This window comes from Bradyrhizobium manausense (genome assembly GCF_018130615.1).
In the GTDB taxonomy this organism is placed as follows: domain Bacteria; phylum Pseudomonadota; class Alphaproteobacteria; order Rhizobiales; family Xanthobacteraceae; genus Bradyrhizobium; species Bradyrhizobium manausense_A.
The window spans coordinates 21,948-43,500 of the sequence record NZ_JAFCKB010000021.1 but is presented as its reverse complement, the minus strand read 5'-3'; the positions used below and the strand labels follow the sequence as shown (position 1 = coordinate 43,500).

Annotated in this window: 16 protein-coding genes; 11 read left to right on the top strand and 5 right to left on the bottom strand. The window is 64.7% G+C overall.

Annotated features, from left to right (window positions below):
* The first annotated feature begins 77 nt into the window (after nucleotides 1-77).
* A complete protein-coding gene (locus tag JQ587_RS29885; RefSeq protein WP_212299691.1) occupies nucleotides 78-797 on the top strand; it encodes a haloacid dehalogenase type II in 720 nt (239 codons plus the stop codon).
* A gap of 10 nt (nucleotides 798-807) precedes the next feature.
* On the opposite strand, the gene JQ587_RS29880 is transcribed toward JQ587_RS29885, so the two are convergent.
* Nucleotides 808-1,473, bottom strand: a complete 666-nt coding sequence (locus JQ587_RS29880) for a GntR family transcriptional regulator (RefSeq protein ID WP_212299692.1) — start codon at nucleotides 1,471-1,473, stop codon at nucleotides 808-810.
* Between the two features lie 117 nt (nucleotides 1,474-1,590).
* Between JQ587_RS29880 and JQ587_RS29875 the strand changes: the two genes are divergently transcribed.
* The 7 genes from JQ587_RS29875 to JQ587_RS29845 all read left to right on the top strand — a co-directional run bounded on the left by JQ587_RS29875 (nucleotide 1,591) and on the right by JQ587_RS29845 (nucleotide 9,067).
* Nucleotides 1,591-2,385: an enoyl-CoA hydratase/isomerase family protein gene (locus JQ587_RS29875; protein WP_212427734.1), complete on the top strand. Its 795-nt coding sequence runs from the start codon at nucleotides 1,591-1,593 to the stop codon at nucleotides 2,383-2,385.
* 9 nt (nucleotides 2,386-2,394) lie between these two features.
* Nucleotides 2,395-3,654 (top strand): CaiB/BaiF CoA transferase family protein, encoded by a 1,260-nt coding sequence (locus JQ587_RS29870; RefSeq protein ID WP_212427733.1) that lies wholly within the window; start codon nucleotides 2,395-2,397, stop codon nucleotides 3,652-3,654.
* Between the two features lie 49 nt (nucleotides 3,655-3,703).
* Nucleotides 3,704-4,696 carry a Bug family tripartite tricarboxylate transporter substrate binding protein gene (locus tag JQ587_RS29865; RefSeq protein ID WP_212427732.1) on the top strand — a complete coding sequence of 331 codons (993 nt, stop codon included), beginning with the start codon at nucleotides 3,704-3,706 and terminating at the stop codon, nucleotides 4,694-4,696.
* Nucleotides 4,697-4,922: 226 nt separating this feature from the next.
* A complete protein-coding gene (locus tag JQ587_RS29860) occupies nucleotides 4,923-5,405 on the top strand; it encodes a tripartite tricarboxylate transporter TctB family protein (RefSeq protein WP_212427731.1) in 483 nt (160 codons plus the stop codon).
* An 11-nt stretch (nucleotides 5,406-5,416) separates the two neighbouring features.
* On the top strand, nucleotides 5,417-6,955 hold the full coding sequence (locus JQ587_RS29855; RefSeq protein ID WP_212427730.1) for a tripartite tricarboxylate transporter permease: 1,539 nt from the start codon (nucleotides 5,417-5,419) through the stop codon (nucleotides 6,953-6,955).
* Nucleotides 6,952-7,959, top strand: a complete 1,008-nt coding sequence (locus JQ587_RS29850) for a 4-hydroxythreonine-4-phosphate dehydrogenase PdxA (RefSeq protein ID WP_212427729.1) — start codon at nucleotides 6,952-6,954, stop codon at nucleotides 7,957-7,959. The genes JQ587_RS29855 and JQ587_RS29850 overlap by 4 nt, the downstream gene beginning before the upstream one ends.
* 94 nt (nucleotides 7,960-8,053) lie before the next feature.
* Nucleotides 8,054-9,067, top strand: coding sequence for a L,D-transpeptidase family protein (locus JQ587_RS29845; protein WP_212427728.1), 1,014 nt, complete (start codon nucleotides 8,054-8,056; stop codon nucleotides 9,065-9,067).
* A 57-nt stretch (nucleotides 9,068-9,124) separates the two neighbouring features.
* On the opposite strand, the gene JQ587_RS29840 is transcribed toward JQ587_RS29845, so the two are convergent.
* Complete coding sequence (locus JQ587_RS29840) at nucleotides 9,125-10,099, bottom strand: formylglycine-generating enzyme family protein (protein WP_212427727.1); 975 nt, start codon at nucleotides 10,097-10,099, stop codon at nucleotides 9,125-9,127.
* 449 nt (nucleotides 10,100-10,548) lie between these two features.
* On the opposite strand from JQ587_RS29840, the gene JQ587_RS29835 reads away from it, so the two are divergent.
* Together JQ587_RS29835 and JQ587_RS29830 are read left to right on the top strand one after the other, a co-directional pair.
* A complete protein-coding gene (locus tag JQ587_RS29835; RefSeq protein WP_212427726.1) occupies nucleotides 10,549-11,535 on the top strand; it encodes a helix-turn-helix domain-containing protein in 987 nt (328 codons plus the stop codon).
* A 331-nt stretch (nucleotides 11,536-11,866) separates the two neighbouring features.
* Complete coding sequence (locus JQ587_RS29830) at nucleotides 11,867-16,732, top strand: autotransporter domain-containing protein (RefSeq protein WP_212427725.1); 4,866 nt, start codon at nucleotides 11,867-11,869, stop codon at nucleotides 16,730-16,732.
* 31 nt (nucleotides 16,733-16,763) lie between these two features.
* On the opposite strand, the gene JQ587_RS29825 is transcribed toward JQ587_RS29830, so the two are convergent.
* From JQ587_RS29825 to JQ587_RS29815, 3 genes are all read right to left on the bottom strand, one after another.
* Nucleotides 16,764-17,246, bottom strand: coding sequence for a bleomycin resistance protein (locus tag JQ587_RS29825; RefSeq protein ID WP_212427724.1), 483 nt, complete (start codon nucleotides 17,244-17,246; stop codon nucleotides 16,764-16,766).
* Nucleotides 17,247-17,266: 20 nt separating this feature from the next.
* Nucleotides 17,267-17,983, bottom strand: a complete 717-nt coding sequence (locus tag JQ587_RS29820; protein ID WP_212427723.1) for a hypothetical protein — start codon at nucleotides 17,981-17,983, stop codon at nucleotides 17,267-17,269.
* A gap of 365 nt (nucleotides 17,984-18,348) precedes the next feature.
* Nucleotides 18,349-19,425, bottom strand: coding sequence for a methyl-accepting chemotaxis protein (locus JQ587_RS29815; protein ID WP_212427722.1), 1,077 nt, complete (start codon nucleotides 19,423-19,425; stop codon nucleotides 18,349-18,351).
* A gap of 278 nt (nucleotides 19,426-19,703) precedes the next feature.
* Here JQ587_RS29815 and recJ point away from each other — a divergent pair, with 278 nt between their 5' ends.
* Nucleotides 19,704-21,545 carry a single-stranded-DNA-specific exonuclease RecJ gene (gene recJ / locus JQ587_RS29810; RefSeq protein ID WP_212427721.1) on the top strand — a complete coding sequence of 614 codons (1,842 nt, stop codon included), beginning with the start codon at nucleotides 19,704-19,706 and terminating at the stop codon, nucleotides 21,543-21,545.
* Nucleotides 21,546-21,553: the final 8 nt, after the last annotated feature.

The following is a 21,553-nucleotide window of genomic DNA, read 5'->3' as shown; positions in this document are numbered from 1 at the left end:
GCCGACAACCTCTGGATTCCGGGTTCGCGCTGATGCGCGCCCCGGAATGACCAACAACACCAAAGAGGAAGCGCCCAATGTCCGATCTCTCCGCGGTCAAAGCCCTCGTCTTCGACGTGTTCGGCACCGTCGTCGACTGGCGCACCAGCCTGATCACCGACTTCATGTGGTGGAGCAAGCAGCGCGGCATCAGCGCCGACTGGACGGCTCTGGTCGACGGTTGGCGCGGCATGTATGTCGCGTCCATGGACGACGTGCGCAAGCATCCCGAGCGCGGCTACGTCATGCTGGATGATCTGCATCGCCGCTCGCTGGAAAAGCTCGTCGAGAAGTTCGAGATCAAGGGGCTCACGGACGCCGATCTCGATCACCTCACCAAGGGCTGGCATCGTCTCAATCCCTGGCCCGACAGTGTCGCCGGCCTGACGCGGCTGAAGACGAAGTTCGTGATCTCGCCGCTGTCAAACGGCAACGTCGCGCTGCTCACCAACATGGCGAAGCACGCGGGGCTCCCGTGGGACCTCGTGATGTCGGCCGAACTTTTCGCGCACTACAAGCCGGATCCCGAAACCTATCTCGGCGCAGCAAAGCTGCTTGGCCTCAAGCCCGAGCAGGTAATGATGGTCGCTGCCCACAATGGCGATCTCGCCGCCGCGCAGAAGTACGGCCTGAAGACCGCGTTCGTGGCGCGGCCGACCGAGTATGGTCCGTTGCAGAAGGTCGACTTCGAGGCCACCGGCACTTGGGACATCGTCGCCAAGGATTTTGGCGGGATCGCCGACCGGCTGGGCTGCTAGCAGGGGCTTATCACGCGATCTTCAGCGTGAGCTCGCTTGCTTCCGTTTCGGCAAAACCCGCCTGCAAAACCTCTTCGCGCTTGTGGCGCAGATGCGCGCGCAAGATGTGGGAGAGGCCGGCGCCGTCGCGGCGCTGGAGTGCGTTCAGGATGGCCTCGTGCTCGCTGACGGCGAATGCCCAGCGCTGCGGCGTCATCGGCGTGACGTAGCGCGCTCGGCGGATGCGTGCGGTCACCGATGCATAGAGCCCTGAGAGCACGGGATTGCCGGCCGCGTTGACGATCCCCTCGTGAATGGCGCGGTTGCCGCGATAATATTGCAGCAGGTCGCCTTCGCGATAATGCTGCACCATCGCCGCGTGGGCCGCGGCAATCTCCGCGATCTCGTGATCGGTGATGCGTTCGCAGGCGAGCTCGCCCGCCAGCGCTTCGAGACCCTGACACACTTCGAAGAGGTCGCGCATGTCCTTGTCGGTCAGTTTGGCCGCGCGCGAGCCGCGATGGGGCAGGAGCTGCACGAGACCCTCGGCCGCGAGCACCTTGAGCGCTTCACGCAGCGGCGTGCGCGAGATGTCGAGCCGCTCGCACAGCTCGCGCTCGGGAATCCGTGCGCCCGGCGGGATCTCGCCGTCGAGCAGAATGTCGCGGATGCGGCCGACGACTTCCTCATGCAACATGGGCTATCTCTATTTTTGAATGCAAAAAGGATCCAATAGACGAAAGTTTGGTAATTATATCTTGAAATTCCCAAATTTTGCATTCAAAACTGCAAAAAAACAGCAGGGATCGAGGAAATGGACCAGGCCGTAAAGGCGGACGACCTCGTTTTTGAATGCAAGGACGGGATCGGGCGGATCACCTTCAACCGCCCGCAGGCGCGCAACGCCTTCACTTTCGCGATGTACGAGCGGCTCGCCGCCATTTGCGACCAGGCCAACGACGACCGCGCCATCAAGGTGCTGGTGCTGCGCGGGGCCGGCGACAAGGCCTTTGCCTCCGGCACCGACATCAACCAGTTCCGCGAATTCAAAACGCCGCAGGACTCCATCGACTACGAGAACCGGATCGACCGGGTGCTGACCACGCTCGAGCAGTGCCGTGTGCCGACGATCGCCGCCATCAACGGCTTCTGCACCGGCGGCGGGGCGGGCATCGCTGCGGCCTGCGACCTGCGGATCGGCACCCGGAGCGCGAAGATCGGCTTTCCCATCGCCCGCACGCTCGGCAATTGCCTGTCGATGTCCAATGTCAGTCGCCTGACGGCATTGATCGGAGCTGCGCGCGTCAAGGATCTGATCTTCACCGCGCGGCTCGTCGATGCCGCGGAGGCCGCCAGCGTGGGGCTACTCGGCGAGGTCGTCGACGATCTCACAGCGCTCGACAAACGCACTGATGAGGTTGCACGCCTCGTGGCCAGCCACGCGCCACTGACGCTGAATGCGACCAAGCAGGCGGTGGCCCGGCTGCAGCGGCGGCTGACGCGGGACGAGGGCGAAGACCTCATCCTGATGTGCTACACGAGCCAGGATTTTCGCGAAGGGCTCGATGCTTTCCTCAACAAGCGCGCCCCGCAGTGGCGCGGTCAATAGGACGCTCCGATGCAAAGCGATCGATCGCAATCCACTTCACGCCGCTCGGGGCCGCTCGCGGGTCTCAGGGTCATCGATCTTACCCACGTGATGGCGGGGCCGACCTGCACCTTGATGCTCGCCGACATGGGCGCGGACGTCATCAAGATCGAGAAATGGCCGAACGGCGACGACACCCGCCATTCGGTGCCGCCCAAGATCGGCGACGAGGCCGCTTCGTTCCTGATGATGAACCGCAACAAGCGCGGCATCGTGCTGGATCTCAAGACCAACGGCGGCAAGGAGGTCTTGCGGCGGCTGATCGCCGACGCCGACGTGCTGGTCGAGAATTTCGCACCGGGCGCGATGGAGCGCCTCGGTTTTGGCTATGACGAGCTGCACGAAAAATTCCCGGCGCTGATCTATTGCTCGCTGTCGGGCTTCGGCCGCACCGGTCCGTACAAGCACCGCAGGGGTTTTGACCTCGTCGCGCAGGCCATGAGCGGCATCATGAGCTTTACCGGCGAGCGGCCCGATGGCCCGCCGGTGAAATGCGGACCCCCGCTGTCCGACATCACCGCGGGCCTGCTCGCGAGCATGGGCATCCTTGCGGCCTATACGCACCGTCTCAAGACCGGTGAGGGGCAGTGGGTCGAGACCTCGCTTTACGAGGCAGCGCTGGTGCAGACCTATTGGCAGTCGACCATTGCGCTCGCCGCCGGCACCGCACCGCGCGCGATGGGCTCGGCGCATCCGCTCAACGCGCCGTATCAGGCCTTCGAAGCTTCGGACGGCTGGCTCGTGGTCGGCGGCGCCAACAAGAAGCACTGGCTGCTGATGCTGGAGGCGCTCGGCGCGAGCGAGCTCGCGGCCGATCCGCGCTTCGTCAGCGGTGCCGACCGCGTGGCGAATTTAAAGGAGCTCGAAGCGGTCCTGAGCGAACACTTCCGCACCCAGACGCGCGCGCACTGGCTCGCCGCGCTGGATGAGAAGGGCGTGCCCTGCGGCCCCGTGCACGACATGCTGGAGGCGCTCGGCGATCCACAGACGCTGGCGCGCGAAATGGTCGTCGAGGTCGAGCATTCCACGCTGGGCCCCGTCAAGACGATCGGGCTGCCGGTCAAATTCTCGGAGACGCCGGGCAAGGTCGTCTCGGGTGCACCCGTCTATGGTGAGCATACGCGCGAGGTGCTGGCCGAGCACGGCTTCGACCAGAAGCAAATCGAAGCGCTCGAGCAAGAAGGCGCGATCGTTTCGGCATCGAGGGAGCGCGAAGAACGCGTCGCCTGAGCCGAAACGACTGATCAAGCAAAACAGAAAAAGTCAGTTGGAGGAAATCATGCGTGGGACGTCTCTCTTCCTGTTGTCGGTCAGTGCGGCCGTGCTCGCGGGCAGCGCGCCGGCGTTTGCGGCCTGGCAGCCGCAAAAGCCGATCGAGTTCGTCGCGACCGCGGGGCCCGGTGGCGGCACCGACAATCTCGCCCGCGCGGTGCAAAACATCATCACCAAGTACAAGCTGACGGAGCAGCCGATCGTCGTCGTCAACAAGGGTGGCGGCAGCGGCGCCGAGGGTTATGTCTACGGCAAGGCCTCCGCCGGCGATCCCTACAAGGTTATCTTCGGCACCTCGAACGCCTGGCAGCAGCCGCTCGTCTCAAAGGTTGCCTTCAACTACACCGATCTCACTCCGATTGCGGCAATGGCGCAGGACGAGTTCCTGCTCTGGGTCAAGCAGGACGCGCCCTACAAGACCGCAGGCGACTATCTGAAGGCGGCCGCATCGGGCGAGTTCAAGATGGGCGGCGCGCAGTCCAAGGACACCGACGAGGTCTTGACGCGCATGATCGAGAAGGTCGGTCACGTCAAGCTGACCTACATCCCGTTCAAGAGCGGCGCCGAGACTGCCGTGCAGCTCGCCGGCGGGCACCTCGACTCCCACGTCAACAATCCCAGCGAAAGCATCGGGCAATGGCGCGGCGGCACGCAGCGTCCGCTCTGCGTCTTCAGCCCGAAGCACCTGCCGCAGGGTCCCAAGGTCACCGCGACCGAGGGGTGGAGCGACGTGCCGACCTGCGCCGAGCAGGGGCTCGACATCAAGCAATATGAGCAGCCGCGCACGGTGTGGCTGCCCGGCAAGGTCACGCCGGAGCAGGCCGCGTACTACGTCGACCTCATGAAGAAGGTGCAGGCGACGCCGGAATGGAAGGACTACATCGAGAAGACCTCCCAGGTCGACACGTTCCTGACCGGCGCCGAGTTTGACAAGTTCATCAAGGAGGACCTCGAGCACGTCAAGCAGGTTGCGGGCGAGCAGGGCTGGCTGATCAAGTGAGACGGGGCTCGCCTCAAATGCTGCCGTCGTCCCGGCGAACGCCGGGACCCATACCGCGTGAACTCTCGATGAGCGGCAGTCGTCGTACCGGGGCGCGTTGCACGCCGAGTCATCGTCAAACTTCTCCTTGGGGTTATGGGTCCCGGCCTTCGCCGGGACGACACCGAATGCTGGGAAATGCCAACGCTATAATCAGTCACAGCACGTGGTTTGCGCGGAGCTTCCGATGATCTCGCGCCGCGCGCTTGAACTTGCGACCGCCGTCCTTACGGGAAGCTTTGGTGTCGCCGTGGTGGTCCAGAGCCTGGACAACGGCATCGGCTGGTCGAGTGCGGGCGTGGATGCCGGCACCTTTCCGTTCCTGACCGGCATCATCATCGTCGCTGGAAGTCTCTACAATCTGGCGCGCGGCGTGATGCCGGCCGCGTCGCTGGCGAGCGTTCCCATCGCGATCACGCCGATCGAGCTGCGACGGCTGGCAGGGCTGTTCGTGCCAGCCGCGATCTTCGTCGCAGCAATTCCGCTGCTCGGGATGTATCTGGCGTCGGCGGGTTACGTGTTTGCGGTGCTGGCGGTCCCCCGGCATCAATCCGTGCCTCGGGCGCTGGCGATGGCAGCGGCAACGGCGCTCGCGCTCTATGTCGTGTTCGAGCGCATGTTCCAGGTGTCCTTGCCGCACGGCGCGCTCGCCGCGGCCCTCGGGTTCTGAGGGAGAGGGCGATGGATAATCTCTCAGAGCTTCTTCACGGCTTCACCATCGCGGTCACCGTGCCGCATCTCGCCCTGATGGCCGTCGGCGTGCTGCTCGGCATTCTCGTCGGCGTGCTGCCGGGGCTGGGCGCGCCGAACGGCGTTTCGCTCTTGCTGCCGTTGACCTTCGGCATGCAGCCGGTCTCGGCGATCATCCTGCTCTCCAGCATGTATTGGGGCGCGCTGTTCGGCGGCTCGGTCACGTCGATCCTGTTCAACATTCCGGGCGAACCGTCCTCGGTCGCGACCACCTTCGACGGCTATCCGATGGCCCGCGATGGCCGGCCGACCACCGCGCTTGCCACGGCGTTCGGGTCGGCGGCGTTCGGCGCACTGATTGGCGTGATCCTGATCACCTTCCTTGCGTCCTGGGTGGCGCAGGTGGCGCTCGCCTTCGGCCCACCGGAATATTTTGCGGTCTATTTCCTCGCCTTCGCGAGCTTCGTCGGCATGGGCGGGGCGGCGCCGATCAAGACCGTGGTGGCGCTCGCAATCGGCTTTGCCATCGCCGCGATCGGCATCGACACCGTGTCCGGCAGCGTGCGCCTCACCATGGGCGTGGACGAGCTGGTCAAGGGCGTGAACTTCGTCGTCGCGGTGATGGGGCTGTTCGGCATCGGCGAGCTGCTGGTCGCGGTCGAAGAAGAATTTCATGCCCGCGCCGTCTCCTCCAAGATCGACTGGCGCGAGGTGCTTCGCGCGGTCGGCCGCCTGCCGCGGCACAGTGTTGCGCTGCTGCGGAGCGCCGCGATCGGCTGCTGGATGGGGATCACGCCGGGCGGCCCGACTGCAGCGTCCTTCATGAGCTACGGCATCGCCCGTCGCTTCTCGCGCCGCGGCCGCTATTTCGGCACCGGCGAGGTCGAGGGCATCATCTCGCCGGAAACCGCCGACCATGCTGCCGGCACCAGCGCGCTGCTGCCGATGCTCTCGCTCGGCATTCCCGGCTCCGCGACGGCCGCCGTCATGATGGGCGGGCTGATGATCTGGGGCCTCAATCCCGGGCCGATGCTGTTCGTGGACCAGAAGGACTTCGTCTGGGGCCTGATCGCCTCGATGTATGTCGGCAACATCGTCGCGGTCGCGCTGGTGCTGCTGACCGTGCCGGTCTTCGCCGCCCTGATGCGGATTCCCTTCGTGGTCATCGCACCGCTGATCGTGATCATCTGCGTCGTCGGCGCCTATTCGGTGTCGAACTCCTATCTCGACGTGGTGATGATGCTCGGCTTCGGCATCGTCGGTTATCTCTTCAAGAAGCTGTTCTATCCCCTGGCGCCGCTGGTGCTCGCGATCGTCATCGGCGACAAGGCCGAGGATGCGTTCCGTCAATCGATGCTGATGTCGAAGGGATCGCTGGGCATCTTCTTTGCAAACAAGCTGGTGACGTGCCTGGTGGTAGGTGGAATTGCGCTGCTGCTGCTTCCGTTGGTGTTGCAGCTTGCGCGCCTGTTTCGCAAGCCGGCGTCTTCCGGCACCGAGACGACAAGTCGGGAGAAGGTGATCATATGACCGCAAAGCCGTTCATTGCGCTCGCAATGGGAGACCCCGCCGGCATCAGCCCGGAGTTGACCGCGAAGCTTGTGGCGCTGGACGAGATCCGCGCTCGGGGCCGCCTCGTCGTGATCGGCGACCGCCGCATCTTCGACGAGGGTGCGCGCGTCGCCGGCGTCGTGCCGGAGCTGAGCATGGTGGAGCAGGGCGCGGACTTTCGCACAGCCAAGGGCGATGCGCTGTTCGTCGATCTCGGCCATCTCGATCCCCGCGAGGTCGAGCCGAAGACTGCGACCCTTGCCGGCGGCAAATTCGCGCTGGCGAATTACCGCAACGCACTCGAGCTGGCCCGTGACGGCCGCGTCGATGCCGTCTGCTTCACCCCCTTCAACAAGCAGGCGATGCGGTATGCCCGCGCCGACTACGACGACGAGATCGCATTCTCCGCAGAAGTTGCCGGCCTGAAGACGCCGGCGAGCGAATTCAACGTGCTGGGCGAGCTCTGGAATGCGCGGGTCACCTCGCACATCCCGCTGAAGGACGTCGCGGCCAAATTGTCCAGCGAGCGCATCCGGCGCGCGCTCACGCTGACCGATGCCTGCATGCGAAAGGCCGGCTTTGCGCGGCCTCGCATTGCAGTGGCGGGTCTCAACCCCCATGCCGGCGACGGCGGCAATTTTGGCCGCGAGGAGATCGATGTCATCGCGCCCGTGGTTGAAGGCGGCAAGCGCGACGGCATCGCCGTGGACGGCCCGTTTCCAGCCGATACCGTGTTCCTGCGCGCCAAGGCCGGCGCGTTCGACGCGGTGCTGACGATGTATCATGACCAGGGCCAGATCGCGATGAAGCTGATGGGGTTCGATCGGGGCGTGACCCTGCTCGGCGGCTTCCCGTTCCCGATCTGCACGCCCGCGCACGGCACAGCCTACGACATTGCCGGCCAGGGGGTCGCGTCGATCGGTGCCAGTCGCGCGGCGGTGCTCCTCGCGGCCGAGATGGCAGCGCGTCGCGCCGTCTGGTAGGTCGCCCGGATTCCGCCGTTCAGGAAAGACTGGAAACTTCCGTCGCCGAGCCGAGTTGCCAACCCGATGAACGTCTCCACGTCGGAGTTGGAACATGGCTGCGGACGTCGTGCGGCGCGCGGCGGTGAAAGTTGCGTTTGCTGTCACGCTGATCGCCTTAACGGGCGTCCCGGCGCTCGGCGCCGGGATAGACGCGGCCGCCATCGCGTCCGCCGAGCCATCGAAGAAGACGCTCTCGCGCGAGAAGCCAACCCCGGCGGGCGTCCGCTTACAGGTCCTGCTGGACCGGGCGCACTTCTCGCCCGGCGAGATCGACGGCAAATTCGGAGAGAATGCCAGGAAGGCGCTTCGCGCCTTTGCGGAAGCGCGGCAATTGCCGAGCTCGGATGAGGTGACCGATGACGTCTGGAAGGCGCTGCAGGCGGAGGGCCGGCCGCCGACGATGACCTACACCATCACCGACAAGGACGTCGCAGGCCCGTTCCTGCGCAAGCTCCCATCGAAGATGGAGGACATGAAGGACATTCCGAAGCTCGGCTACACCAGTCCGCGCGAGGGGCTGGCTGAGAGGTTTCACATGAGCGAGCAACTGCTGGCGTCGCTCAACCCCGGCCGTCACTTCGACCGCGCCGGCGAGATCATCGCCGTCGTCGACGCCAGCGGCGGTGGCAGTGCGGCGCCGGCCAAGGCCGACAGGGTCGAGATCGACAAAAAGCGGCAAACGGTCAAACTGTTCGACAAGTCGAATGCGTTGATCGGCTTCTATCCGGCCAGCGTCGGCAGCGAGGAGAAACCATCACCATCAGGCACGCTGAAGGTCACCGAGATCGATCCAAATCCGACCTACCGCTATAATCCCGCCTATCATTTCAAGGGCGTTCATTCGCGGAAACCGTTCAAGATCATGCCCGGCCCGAACAATCCGGTCGGCACGGTGTGGGTCAACCTGTCCGCCGACGGCTACGGCATCCATGGCACGCCGTCCCCGCAAAACATCTCCAAGGGACAATCGCATGGCTGCGTGCGTCTCACCAATTGGGACGCCGAACGGGTCGCGGCGAGCGTCGCGAAGGGGACACCGGTCGCGTTTGTGGAAGGCGGCGGATGATGCGGGATCCGGAGCCCTGATGGCACAAGCGTCGAACGTGCAACCCAGCCGATGCGCCTATGCTGCACGCGCCACGCAGCGGAAGCCGATATGGCTGGTCGACGTGTCGATCGGCTCGGCATGGCGCGCGGCCGGGCGGTAGCGGCGGCAGTAATTGGGCGCGCAGAGATGCGAGCCACCCTTCAGGACTTTGCGGGGAATCCTGAGATCGGGGAGGCGAGGGTCGTGGCTTGCGTCTTCACGGCCGCCGTGCGGATTGTGCGGAATGCAGCCGGGCTTCGCAGTGTCGGCCTCATGCCTGGCCGACCACCAATCGGAGGTCCACTCCCAGACATTGCCGATCATGTCGTGGAGGCCGTAGCCGTTCGGCGGGAAGGCCATGACCGGCGAGGTACGCTCGAACCCATCCTCGCCCAGATTCTGGACCGGGAAGTTGCCCTGCCAGAGGTTGGCCATGTGCTTGCCTTCAGGCATCAACGCATCGCCCCAGGCGAACTCCTCGCCGTCGAGGCCGCCGCGCGCGGCGAATTCCCATTCCGCTTCAGTCGGCAACTCCTTGCCGGCCCAGCGCGCATAGGCCGCCGCATCGCTGTAGGAGACGTGCACGACCGGATGGTCGTCGAGCCCCCTGATGTTGCTGCCGGGGCCATAAGGATGGCGCCAATCGGCGCCGCGCGCGAACGACCACCATTGGCTCCAGTCGGAGAGATCGGTGATGTGCGGCAGCGGAGAGAACACCAGTGATCCCGCGTAGAGCATCTCCCGCATCGTGCCGGGATAATCTTCTGGCTCCGGAACGATCTGCGCCTCAGTGAGATGGCCGGTCGCGTTGACGAATTGCGCGAACTGCCGGTTGGTGATCGGCGTCCGATCGATCCAGAAGCCGTCGACCGAGACGCGATGGCTCGGCGCTTCCTCGGGATAATGACGGTCGGATCCCATGCGAAAGGTTCCACCGGGAATGAAGACCATCTCGCCGGTCTTCACATCATCCGGCAACCACTCACAGTGATCCAGATCTGCCCGCAACATTGTGGCAATCCCGATACGCGTAACCCGATCTGATGATGCTACAGCGTGGACTCTGGCAGATGTCGATGACGACACATTGCCGGGCCTATCGGACGCATTGTCTGGTCCTCTCCTTTTTGGCGCTCAGAGACCAGGACGCGGCATTGCGTCAACATCTCTTTCCTTTGGGCGCGCGCAGTTGGGCACACGACACGTGCCTGCCGTGTGCGCCCGGCCGTCCGCAGAGCGCTTCCGATCGATATTGCAGAGATCGCAAAACGTATCCGAAGATTGGCTGACTGTGATGTGCAGTTTGTGCCAATACGCGCGGGCCTGTGAGGCCCAACGACCCATGTCGCAAATTCCTGACTCAAAACGCGACGTCGACTTGTCGCGCCCACCTCGCGTGATGGTAGTATTGTGCTGCCATATGCCCCAGAATTGTCGCCCTTCAGTAACAGGATAGGGCCATGGGGCAATTCCTTCTGGTTGATTCGAAAAAGCTGGATGGTTTTGAAGGCCTCCGCCAGGCCGTTCACGGCTCGCATGTCGACGTGATGCAGCTCGGCCGCGGAAGGTTGCGCGGAACGTTGTCCCATGTCGGCATCGGCGAATTCTCGCTCAGTATTGGCGCCTTCAACGTCGGCATGCGCACGCAGCGCGTCTCCAGCGACGACAAGCTGATCATCGGGATGTTGCTCACGGCCCAGGAGCGCGTCGCCCATTGGGCGTTCGACATGCAGCTCAACGACGTGCTCGTCATTCCGCCGCGGCTCGAGCATGACGGCGTCTTTCACGGCGCGTCCGCTTACGCCGCGATGCGCTTCGACCTCAGCGAGGTCGCATCGCTATTTGGTGGCGAGGCGCGGCTGAGCGATCCCGACACCTGGCGCAGCCGCGGTCATTTCCGCGCGGACCTCGAGACAGGCGGGATCGCCAGCCGCCGCCTGGTTCGGATCATGTCACATCTGCGCAGCCGTACCGGCAGCCTGACGCCCTCGACCGCCGATTTCTGGAAGCGATCGATCGTCGAATGCATGGCGGCCAACGTGATGTCGTCGCTGCCGCCGGACGACAGCGGCTGGCTGCCTTCGGCGCGTCGGCTGATCCGCAGGGTCGAGGACCATCTCGACGAGGCCGGCACGCGCCCGGTGCATGTGTCGGAGATCTGCGCCGCACTGAGCGTATCCCGGCGCACCCTGCACCGTGCCTTTCAGGAGGTATTCGGTCTCGGTCCGGTCAGCTTCCTCAGGCACAAGCGGCTCTGCGCTGTTTATTCGATCCTGCGCCGGAGCGCGCCCGGCTCGACCACCGTGGCAGCCGTCGCGATGCAACAGGGCTTTTACGAGCTCGGCCGGTTCGCGCAGTACTACCTCGCCATGTTCGGGGAGCATCCGTCGCAGACCCTCGGAATTGCACCATTGCCGACCGGCGGGGACAGCATCGCCAGAGCCTAGCGGTCAGGCGACGAGCCTTGGGGGCCGTGCGGGCTGCTCAGTTTCGCGACACCTGCGGGCCCTGTCTCCTCACGGCAACATTCGGAAATATTGCGATCGCATCTGACGTATGTCGGACGCGCTTCCCGGAGCCGCGGGCTATCGCGGCGAAGGGCGACCGCATCTGGGTCGTGCAGAGCTTTGATCGATGCATTTTTCGGGCAAGAACGATTTTTGGAAAGAGGCCATCCGGGCCTTCCGATGGCTTGGTGCTGGCGCGGCCGGCTGCCAGCTCTTGTTATGGTCCTCCGGGGGCGCGTCCGCCCAGTGCGCCACATCAGGCACGGATCCTGTGACGCTGAATTGTGTAGCGAACACCACGACCACGGCCACGACAAACACGACCAGCCCGAATCCGGCGACCGCTGATCGCACGCAGCAATTCAATGCCGATCTGATCGGGCAGGTCGGGTCCGGCGTCACCGTTAGTGGCGTTGGGCTGCAACTGGTCACGACCAAGGCCGGCGGCGGAATCAGTTTCACCAACAGCGGCGCCGTGAGCACGATCGCGGCACCAAATGCGTTCGAACTGGACGGCAACGGCGGGACGGTCAGCTACTCAGGCGCCGGGACCATGGGCAGCGCGGCGGCCGGTGCGAACGGCCTGGTGCTCAACAACACCGGTTCCGGCAATATCGTCGTCAACAGCGCGGGCGTTATCGGCACCAGCGCGGCCCGATTCGCAACTGGCGTGTCGGCGATCGCGGCGAGCGGCGGCATCGACATCACAACAGGCACGATCTGGGCGGTGGTCGACGGCATCAATGCCCAAGTGACGGGCGGTGGCAGCGGTGGAGTCGCGGTGGTTGCCAATGGTGGCATCAACGTGCTCGGCCAGCACGATATCGTGACGAACATTGCCGGCGGCACCGGCAACACCTCGATCACCTATAACGGCACGCTGGTCTCGACGGGCTTTGGCGGTATCGTGGCCACGTCATCCTCGACCGGGACGATGAGCGTGGGTGGCAGCGGCAGCATCAATTCGACTGCGGCCGGCAACGCGATCACGGTGACCAACAGTGCCACGTCGACCAGCGGCGACATCACGATCAACCCCACCGGCAACCTTTCGGCTGGTGGCAACACCGCAGTTCTCGCAAAGGTGACGGGCGCGGCCAACAACGCCAACATCATCGTCGCGCCGACGGGCGTGATTTTCGCCGGTATCGGCGTCGATGCCAGCACCACCGGTGGCGGCAACGTCACTGTCACCGAGGCGAACAACATCACGGCGAATGTCGGAGCAGGCATCGCGACGACCACGACCGGCGGCGCCAATATTGTGAGCATCACCGGCGGGACCAATGCGGCGGCCGGCGCCAACGTCAACGCCACGTCCGGCAACGGCAATGTCACGATCAACGTGAGCAACGGTGCGCTGCTCCAGGGCTCCGGAGGCGCCCAGGGCGGCATCACGGCGACCACCGGCAGCGGCAATATCCGGATCGACACCAGCGGGGGAACGCTCGGCACGCTCGTGAACAAGATCGAGAGCGTCACTGCCACCACGATCAGCGGCGGCATCAACATCTCGACCGGTGCAATCACGGCCATCGCGTACGGCATCAACGCCCAGGTGACGGGCGGGGGCAGTGGCGGGATCACCGTCCTTGCCAACGGCGGTATCAGCGTTCTCGGCGCCTACGACATCGCCACCAGCATCACCGGCGGCACCGGCAATACGTCGATCACCTATAACGGCGCGCTGAGCTCGGGCGGATTCGGCGGCATCGTGGCCACTTCCTCCTCGACCGGAGCGATGAATGTAGGTGGCATCGGCAGCATCGTCTCGTCCCTGGGTGGAGCTGGCATTTTGGTGACCAACAGCGCCACGACCACCAGCGGCGACATCACCGTCAACCCGACCGGCTCCATCAACGCCGGCGCGTTCAAGAGCATCAGCGCCTCGATCACGAAGGCGGCCAACAACGCCAACATCCTCGTCGCACCGACCGGTGCGCTGACAGGCGGCATCTCGGCAACCACGGTCGGCGGTGGCAACGTCTCCGTCACCGCGGCGAACAACATCACGGCGAATGTCGGCGCCGGCATCGCGACGACCACGACCAGCGGCGCCAATACGGTGAACATCACTGGCGGGACCCATGCGGCGGCCGGCGCCAACGTCAACGCCACGGCCGGCAGCGGCAACGTCGTCGTCAGCGTAACGAACGGTGCCTTGCTGCAGGGCACTGGCGGTGCCAGCGGCGGGATCACCGCGACCACCGGCAGCGGCAACATCCAGATCGACACCAGTGGCGGAACGCTCGGCACGATCGCGAACAAGATCGAGACCGTCAGTGCCACCACGACCAGCGGCAGCATCAACATCTCGACCGGTGCAATCGCGGCCATCGCATCCGGCATCAACGCCCAGGTGACGGGCGGGGGCAGCGGCGGGATCACGGTCGTTGCCAACGGCAGCATCAGCACTCTTGCCATCTACGACATCGCCACCAACATCACCGGGGGCACCGGCAACACGTCGATTACCTATAACGGTGCGCTGAGCTCGAGCGGCTTTGGCGGCATTGCGGCCACCTCGTCCTCGACCGGCACGATGAGCGTGGGCGGCAGCGGCAGCATCAGCTCGATCCTCGCGGGCCCCGGGATCTCGGTGGTCAACAGCGCCGCAGCGACCAGTGGCGACATCACCATCAACCCGACCGGCTCCATCAATGCCGGCGGCTTCAACAGTATTCGCGCCGCGATCACCAACGCGGCCAACAATGCCAACATCGTCGTCGCGCCGACGGGCGTGTTGACGGGCGGCATCGCGGCGAGCACGGCTGGCGGCGGCAACGTCACCGTCACCGCTGTGAACAACATCAACGCCGTCACCGGCGCCGGCATCGCGACGGCGACGACCAACGGCACCAACATGGTGAACATCACCGGCAGCACCGTGCAGGCCCTCACGAACGGCATCGATGCGAGCGCCGGCGCAGGCAAGACGATCGTCAGCAATGCCGGCATCATCACCGCGACCCAGATCGGCGTGAAGCTCACCGGCGGCAACGGCAATTCCTTGACCAACTCCGGAACGATTTCGGGCGTCACCGGGCTGACGACATCGGCCGGCTCGACCAGCGTGTTCAATGCCGGTACGATCACCGGTACCGGCGGCACGGCCATCCAGTTTGCCGGCAGCGGCAACACGCTGACCATCGCGCCGACCAGCGTCATCACCGGTCACGCCCTCGGCATCGGCAATGACACCTTTCAGCTCGGTGGCTCCGGTACCGGCAGCTTTGCCGCGAGCCTGATTGGTCCGGCAGCGCAATATCTTGGTTTTGCCGCCTACAACAAGGTCGACGATTCCACCTGGACGTTGACCGGCACCAACGCGCTTGCGTTGCCATGGACGGTGGAGCAGGGCACGCTCAATGTCTCCGGCTCGCTTCCGAACTCGCCCTTTACCGTGCAGGGGGGCGTGCTCGCGGTGACCGGCACCATTGGCACCGCGACCATCAATGGCGGTTCGTTCTCCGTGCTCGGCGGAGGCCTGTCGGGGGCGGTGACCGAAAATGCCGGAACGGCCTCGGTCGACGGCACGACCGGCGTGTTTGCGCTCAACGGCGGTACGCTGTTCGGCAACGGCACCGTCGCAGGCCTCAACGTCACCGGCGGCATCGTGGCGCCTGGTCATTCCATAGGCACGCTCAATGTCGCCGGCAACATCGGCTTCTCCGGTGGCGTCTACCAGGTCGAGACCAATCTCGCAGGGGCGTCGGACAAGATCCTCGCCACGGGGACCGCGTCCCTGACCGGCGGCACTGTGCAGGCGATCGTGCAAGCCGGTAGCTACGCCAGCCCGATTACCTACACGATCCTCGCCGCTGCCGGCGGCGTGAGCGGGGCCTTCAGCGGAGCGACCAGTAGCTTGCCATTCCTGACGTCGACCCTGTCCTACGACGCCGACGATGTGTTCCTAACGCTGATGCGCAACCCGACCTTCTTCCGCGACCAGGCGCTGACGCCGAACCAGCGTGCCGTTGCCGGCGCGCTTGATCAATTCCCGACCACCAATTCGATGTTCCTGGCCGCCTCGGCCCTGACGGGAGCGACAACCCGCCAGGCACTCGATGGCCTGTCGGGGGAGATTCACGCCAGCGTGCAATCCTCGCTGATTGGAGACAGCCTATATCTGCGCGAGGCGGTGCTCGGTCGGATTCGGCAGGGCACGTTTGGTTCTTCATCCGGCGCCATCGCGGCGCTTGGCATTGGCGGTCCGACCCTGGCCTATGCGGCGTCGTCCAATGCGTACGCCAGTGCGTTCCCCGTGAAGTCCGCGGTGCTGGCGCGCCCGGCCGCGACGTACGACTACACATGGTGGGCGCAAGGTATCGGCGGCAGCGGCAGCTTCGACGGAGATGGTAACGCAGCCGATCTTAAGCGAAGCTTCGGCGGTTTCATGACCGGTATCGATCGGCGGTTCGGAGCGAACTGGATCGCCGGCTTTGCTGCCGGATATAGCAATTCAAGCCTGACCGTGGATGCCCGCGCCAGCTCCGCCAACGTCGATACCGCGATGGCTTCGGCCTATGCGGGGGCCAGCTACGGTCCATGGAATCTGCGCTCTGGCCTGGGCTTTGCCTGGAACAGTGTTGGCAGCAGCCGTACGATTGCCTTCCCCGGCTTCATCGACAGTGCGATCACCCGCTACGGCGCGCTCACCAGCCAGGCATTCGGTGAAATAGGCTATGCTAGGGCGTTTGGCGGTCTTGCAATCGAACCATTCGCAGGGCTTGCTTACGTGCATCTCGACACCGAGGGCTTCACGGAGAACGGGCCCGGACTCGGCGCCGCACTCTCCGGGCAAAGTTCAAATGCCAATGTCGGCTATTCCTCGCTTGGCGTTCGTTTCGCGGAGACCTTTGCGTTGGCCAATGGCATGTCGTTGGTGCCGCATCTGAGCGCATCGTGGCAGCACGCTTATGGAGACGTGACGCCAGGCAGGACGCTTGCCTTCGTCAACCCCGCCATCACATTTTCCATTGCGGGCGTTCCACTGGCGCGTGATGCCGCCGTCCTCAACGCTGGACTTGACCTCCAGCTGAGCGTCCGCGCCAAATTTGGCATTTCTTATCTCGGTAATATCGGCGCCAATGCGCGCGACCATGCCGCCAAAGGCACATTCGCATGGTCGTTCTAAGCATCCATTGCGGATCGTACGATCCCTGACGTTACGGTGGCGCGCGGACGCCCAGCCGTTCGACGAGGCGCAAGAGATAGCCGTCGGGATCCTGGACTAGGAATTCAAGCTGCCCGACGTCCTGGCCGCCGACCCGATACCAGGCTTCGTTCGGGGGGGCGTAGATCGGCCATTTCGCGTCGTCGAGCGCCCTCAGCACCGGATCGATACGTTCGACGACCATTTGGAAATTGACGCCGCGCCCGAACGGCCGCTGCATCTCCGCCGTCTCCCAGCGTCCATTCAATTCACACAGCATCACCTGCAAGCGTCCCCGCACGAGATAGGCAAATCGGGGGGCAGGACGATCATAGGCGATCTCGAAACCCAGCAGGTCCCGCCAGAACGACAGGCTGGCCTGAATGTTCGAAACGCTGAGCTCAGGCACCAGATCGGCAAAGCCACCCTGCGGCGCACGTCCCGTGCTGTCGGAGGCGGCGCGGGCGACAGGGTCTGTCAGCTTCGGTTTGTCCATTGCGGTCTAGCCTTGAGCGCCTACCGCTTGGCGATCAGCTTCGCGGTCAACTGGTCGAATTCAATTAGTGCTTCGTCGCTGATCGGGCGCCGCATGACCTTGCGTCGCTCCTCGCGCAGCGATTGAGCGGAGGACGGGCTGGGAGAGCCGAGACGCGTGGTCCTGTCCAGCAGCGATTTTGCGTAGGCCGTGGCTTCCGCAGGCTTGCCCTGATTGTCTGCAAAGGCTTTCACTGCGGAGTTCGCAGCAGGCGTCACCGCGTACCAGAGCGCCAGCAGGAGACTCTTCTGCGTTCGGACCTCGGGTTCTGTCGCAAGCCTAGTGGCGAGGTCAGCAACGAACAGCGTCTCGTCCATTGGAAACAGCATGCAGATGAGGGAGTAGTCCTGGCCAAGCGTGAGTGAATGCTGAGGGATGAATGCTTTGAAATCGGGGAATGCCAAAATGCGGAAGGCGGCTTCGCGCGTGTCTAGTCCCTTGCTGCCGAGCGCCTGGACGGTCCGGACGTAATCGGCGGATTGAATCCCGTGCAGGTCTGCTTTTGCGATCGCGTGGAGTGCCAGGGTCTGGTCGGACCGGTCCGTCGAAAGGGCGAGAAGGAGCTTGCTCCCGTCATAGAAGAAGAACGCCGAATTCGCAGGATTTTCCAGCTCTTTTCGGAGCAAAGGCAAATTGCGCGAAGGATCGGCTTTGACCGCAGTCCAGAACTGATCCAGCTGGCTCGACTTCGCCTGCATCTCGGCGCGCGGCAGCTTGTGCGGCTCGAAGCCGTATAGCGCGGCGACTTCTGCGTGGAAGTCGGCCGCCGCAGTCGATTGCGCGTGAGCGAGACTGGATCCTGTCAGGAGAACAACGAGCGAGGCGAGGACGCGGACCGCGAGCATGGGTATCAGATGCCGGATGAAGCTGAAACGATCAGGCGCATGCGAGCGTCCCGTCTACCGGGAGGCACACACCTTGCGATCATCACAGGTTGCCAGTGTTTTGCCCGACGTGTCAAACGGGACGACCGGCTGAGACATCCGGCGTCGTCGCCCCGCGCTACTGTGCATGGGGTTGTTTTGCAGATTTCGTTTGATGGGCCGGCGTCGTCGACGCGGCCTTACGCCGCGCAGACGATCACGCCGTACCAGCCGAGCCCGCGATAGGTCTCGTAGCCCGGTGTCGCATGGAAGGCGATCATCGCGCCGGAGCGGTCCTGGTAGACGCCGGAGCGCTGGCCGCCCAGCGACAGTGAGATGCGCTCGCTCAAGATGCCCTGTCCGTCGGAGGCGGCGATCACGCGAAAATGCGAGTCGACCAGCAGCACGCGCGCCTTGTCGTTGTCGCCGACACGTACGCCCTGCACGATCGCACGCGCCTGCGGCTCCCAGTCGAAATGGATCGCGAGGACGCCGATCGGCGCGCCGTTGGCCTGGCCGCCGGCGCGGACGCTGGCGCAGTAGGTCGCGACCTGGGCGTTGCCGAGCAGGGGCTGGTTCTCGACGTCGCCGGCGACATAATCGTCACCGGAGCGCAGGGTCTTTGCCTCGCGAAACCATTTGGTGTGGGCGACGTTCTGGCCGACCACACGAAAGCGGTCGGCGCGGCCGTTGGCGATGACGTTGCCGTCGAGGTCGCAGAGCCAGAGATCGAGATAGACCGTGTAGGCGCCGAGGATGACGCCGAGCCGCTGCGAGGCATAGGAGACCGCCGCCGGAGCAGGCGAGGCCGCGCAATCGACCACGGCGGAATCGGTCGCCCACCAGCGCACATCGCAGGTGCGCTCATAGAGATTGCGGTCGATCAGCTCGACCGCGTTGAGCGACAGATCCATCATGCGCTCTCCGCGCGAACGCTGGCTCATGCGCTCGATCGAGGCGACCAGATCGCCGGTGCGTTTCGTCAGCTGCGTCTCGAGCTCGCGCGCGATGGTCTCGACCTGCTGGCCGACGCCGCGCACCTCCTGCGCCACCACCGCAAAGCCCGCGCCTTGCGCGCCGGCGCGGGAGCTTTCGATCAGCGCGTTCAACGCCAGCATCTTCATTTGGTTGGTGATCTGCTGGATCGACTTGGTCTTGTCGACCGCGATCTGGTTGACCTCCGCGGTCAGGCGGTTGATCAGCGCAGAGATGTCCGAATCGTCGTCAGCGGGCTCGGTGGTGGTCGGCTTGGTTTTCAGACCCAGCGCAGCAGACATCGGGAGCTTCCCTTGGCAATGAGGTCTGATCTGCAATGAACTGGGAACAACGGCTTACAGATCGAATAAGAATCATTTTCGAAGATTCTGGCTAACGCCCACTTAATTTGCTGTCCGCCCGGCTGCTCAAATGGTAGTCAGCTCGCTCAGCATTTCAGCAATCCACCGCTTTGTGGGCCGCTGACATTGCAAATGGCCGCGGATTCCCGACGAATCCTGCGATCGGACTCGGCCATCGCGCCGCTGCTTATGCCCGGACCATTTGAACCCCGCGAATCATGACGCCGCCCGCCACCGCCTTACCCGTCGAAATGCCTCAGGCCTTCCTGGGCGTGGCGCGCTCGCTTACCGACAAGCTCTGGCGCACCCGGCTCGATGCGCGCGGGGCCGCCACGGCCCTCGCCATCGTGCAACGCCACCAGCTGCCCGAATTGCTGGCGCGAGTGCTGGCCGGCCGTGGCGTCGATATCGACGCCGTGCCTGATTTCCTCGATCCGACCATCCGCAAGCTGATGCCCGATCCCTTCACGGTCACGGAGATGGAGGCCGCGGCGAAACGGATCGCGGATGCGGCCGCGAAGAGCGAGACCGTCGCAATCTTCGGCGACTACGACGTCGACGGCGCGACCTCGGCGGCGCTGCTCGCCTGGCATCTGCGCCATTGCGGGCTCGATCCGCTGATCCACATTCCCGACCGCATCTTTGAGGGCTACGGCCCGAACGTCGAAGCTGTGCGCGGGCTGGCGGCCAAGGGCGCCACGCTGCTCGTCACCGTCGATTGCGGCACCACCAGCATCGAGCCGCTCGCCGAAGCGAAGCGCCTCGGCATGTCCGTCGTCGTGATTGATCACCATCAGGCCGGCACCGAGCTGCCGGAGGTCGACGCACTGGTCAATCCGAACCGGCTCGACGATCTCTCCGGCCTCGGCCATCTTGCGGCCGTTGGCCTCGTGCTGGTGACGCTGGTCGCCGTCAATCGCGAGCTGCGCCAGCGCGGGTTCTGGAATGCGGAGATGCCGGAGCCTGATCTGTTGGGCATGCTGCATCACGTCGCGCTCGGCACCGTCGCTGACGTCGCGCCGTTGATCGGCCTCAACCGCGCCTTCGTCGCCAAAGGGCTGATCGCGATGCGGCGGCGCGACCATGTCGGCCACACCGCGCTGATGGATGTGGCGCGGCTCAATGGCCCCCCCGAAGCCTGGCATCTCGGCTTCATGCTCGGTCCGCGCGTCAATGCGGGCGGCCGGATCGGCCGCGCCGATCTCGGCGTGCGGTTGCTGCTGGAAGGTGACAGCGTCGAAGCCGCGCGGATCGCGGCCGAACTCGACCGCCTCAACAGCGAGCGCCGCGTGATCGAGCAGGCTGCCGAAGCGCAGGCCGAAGCCGAGGCGCTGGCCTCGATCGGTCTGGAAGACAAGCTCGGCGTGATCGTCACCGCGTCCGAAGGCTGGCATCCCGGCGTGGTCGGCCTCGTCGCCTCGCGCCTGAAGGAGAAGTTCTCGCGGCCGGCCTTTGCGATTGCACTCGAGCCCGGCGGCATCGGCACTGGATCGGGCCGCTCGATCGCCGGCGTCGATCTCGGCAAGGCGGTGCGGCAGGCTGTGACTGACGGCATTTTGCTTAAGGGCGGTGGCCACGCCATGGCCGCGGGCGTCACGCTGCGGAAGGAAAAGCTCGCCGAATTTCGCGCCTATCTGGAGCACGCCCTGGCGCAGGACGTCGCCGAGGCGCGCCACGTCAACGAGCTCTACATCGACGGCGCGATCTCGGCGCGCGCGGTGACGACGGAGCTTGCGACCACGCTCAATCGCGCGGGTCCCTTCGGCAGCGGCAATCCGGAGCCGGTGCTGGCGCTGCCGGGGCATCAACTCGTTTTTGCTGACGAAGTCGGGCAGGCGCACTTGAGGCTGCGCTTCAAATCGGGGGACGGCGCCATCGTCAATGGCATCGCATTTCGTTCGGTCGGGCAAAAGCTCGGCAATGCGCTTCTCGCCAATCGCGGCCAGCAACTGCATGTCGCCGGCTCCTTGTCTGTCGATCGTTATCAGGGCGCCGAGCGCGTGCAGTTTCGCGTCATCGACGTCGCACTACCGGACCAGGGGCCATCCGTCATTAGGTAGCGGCCTCA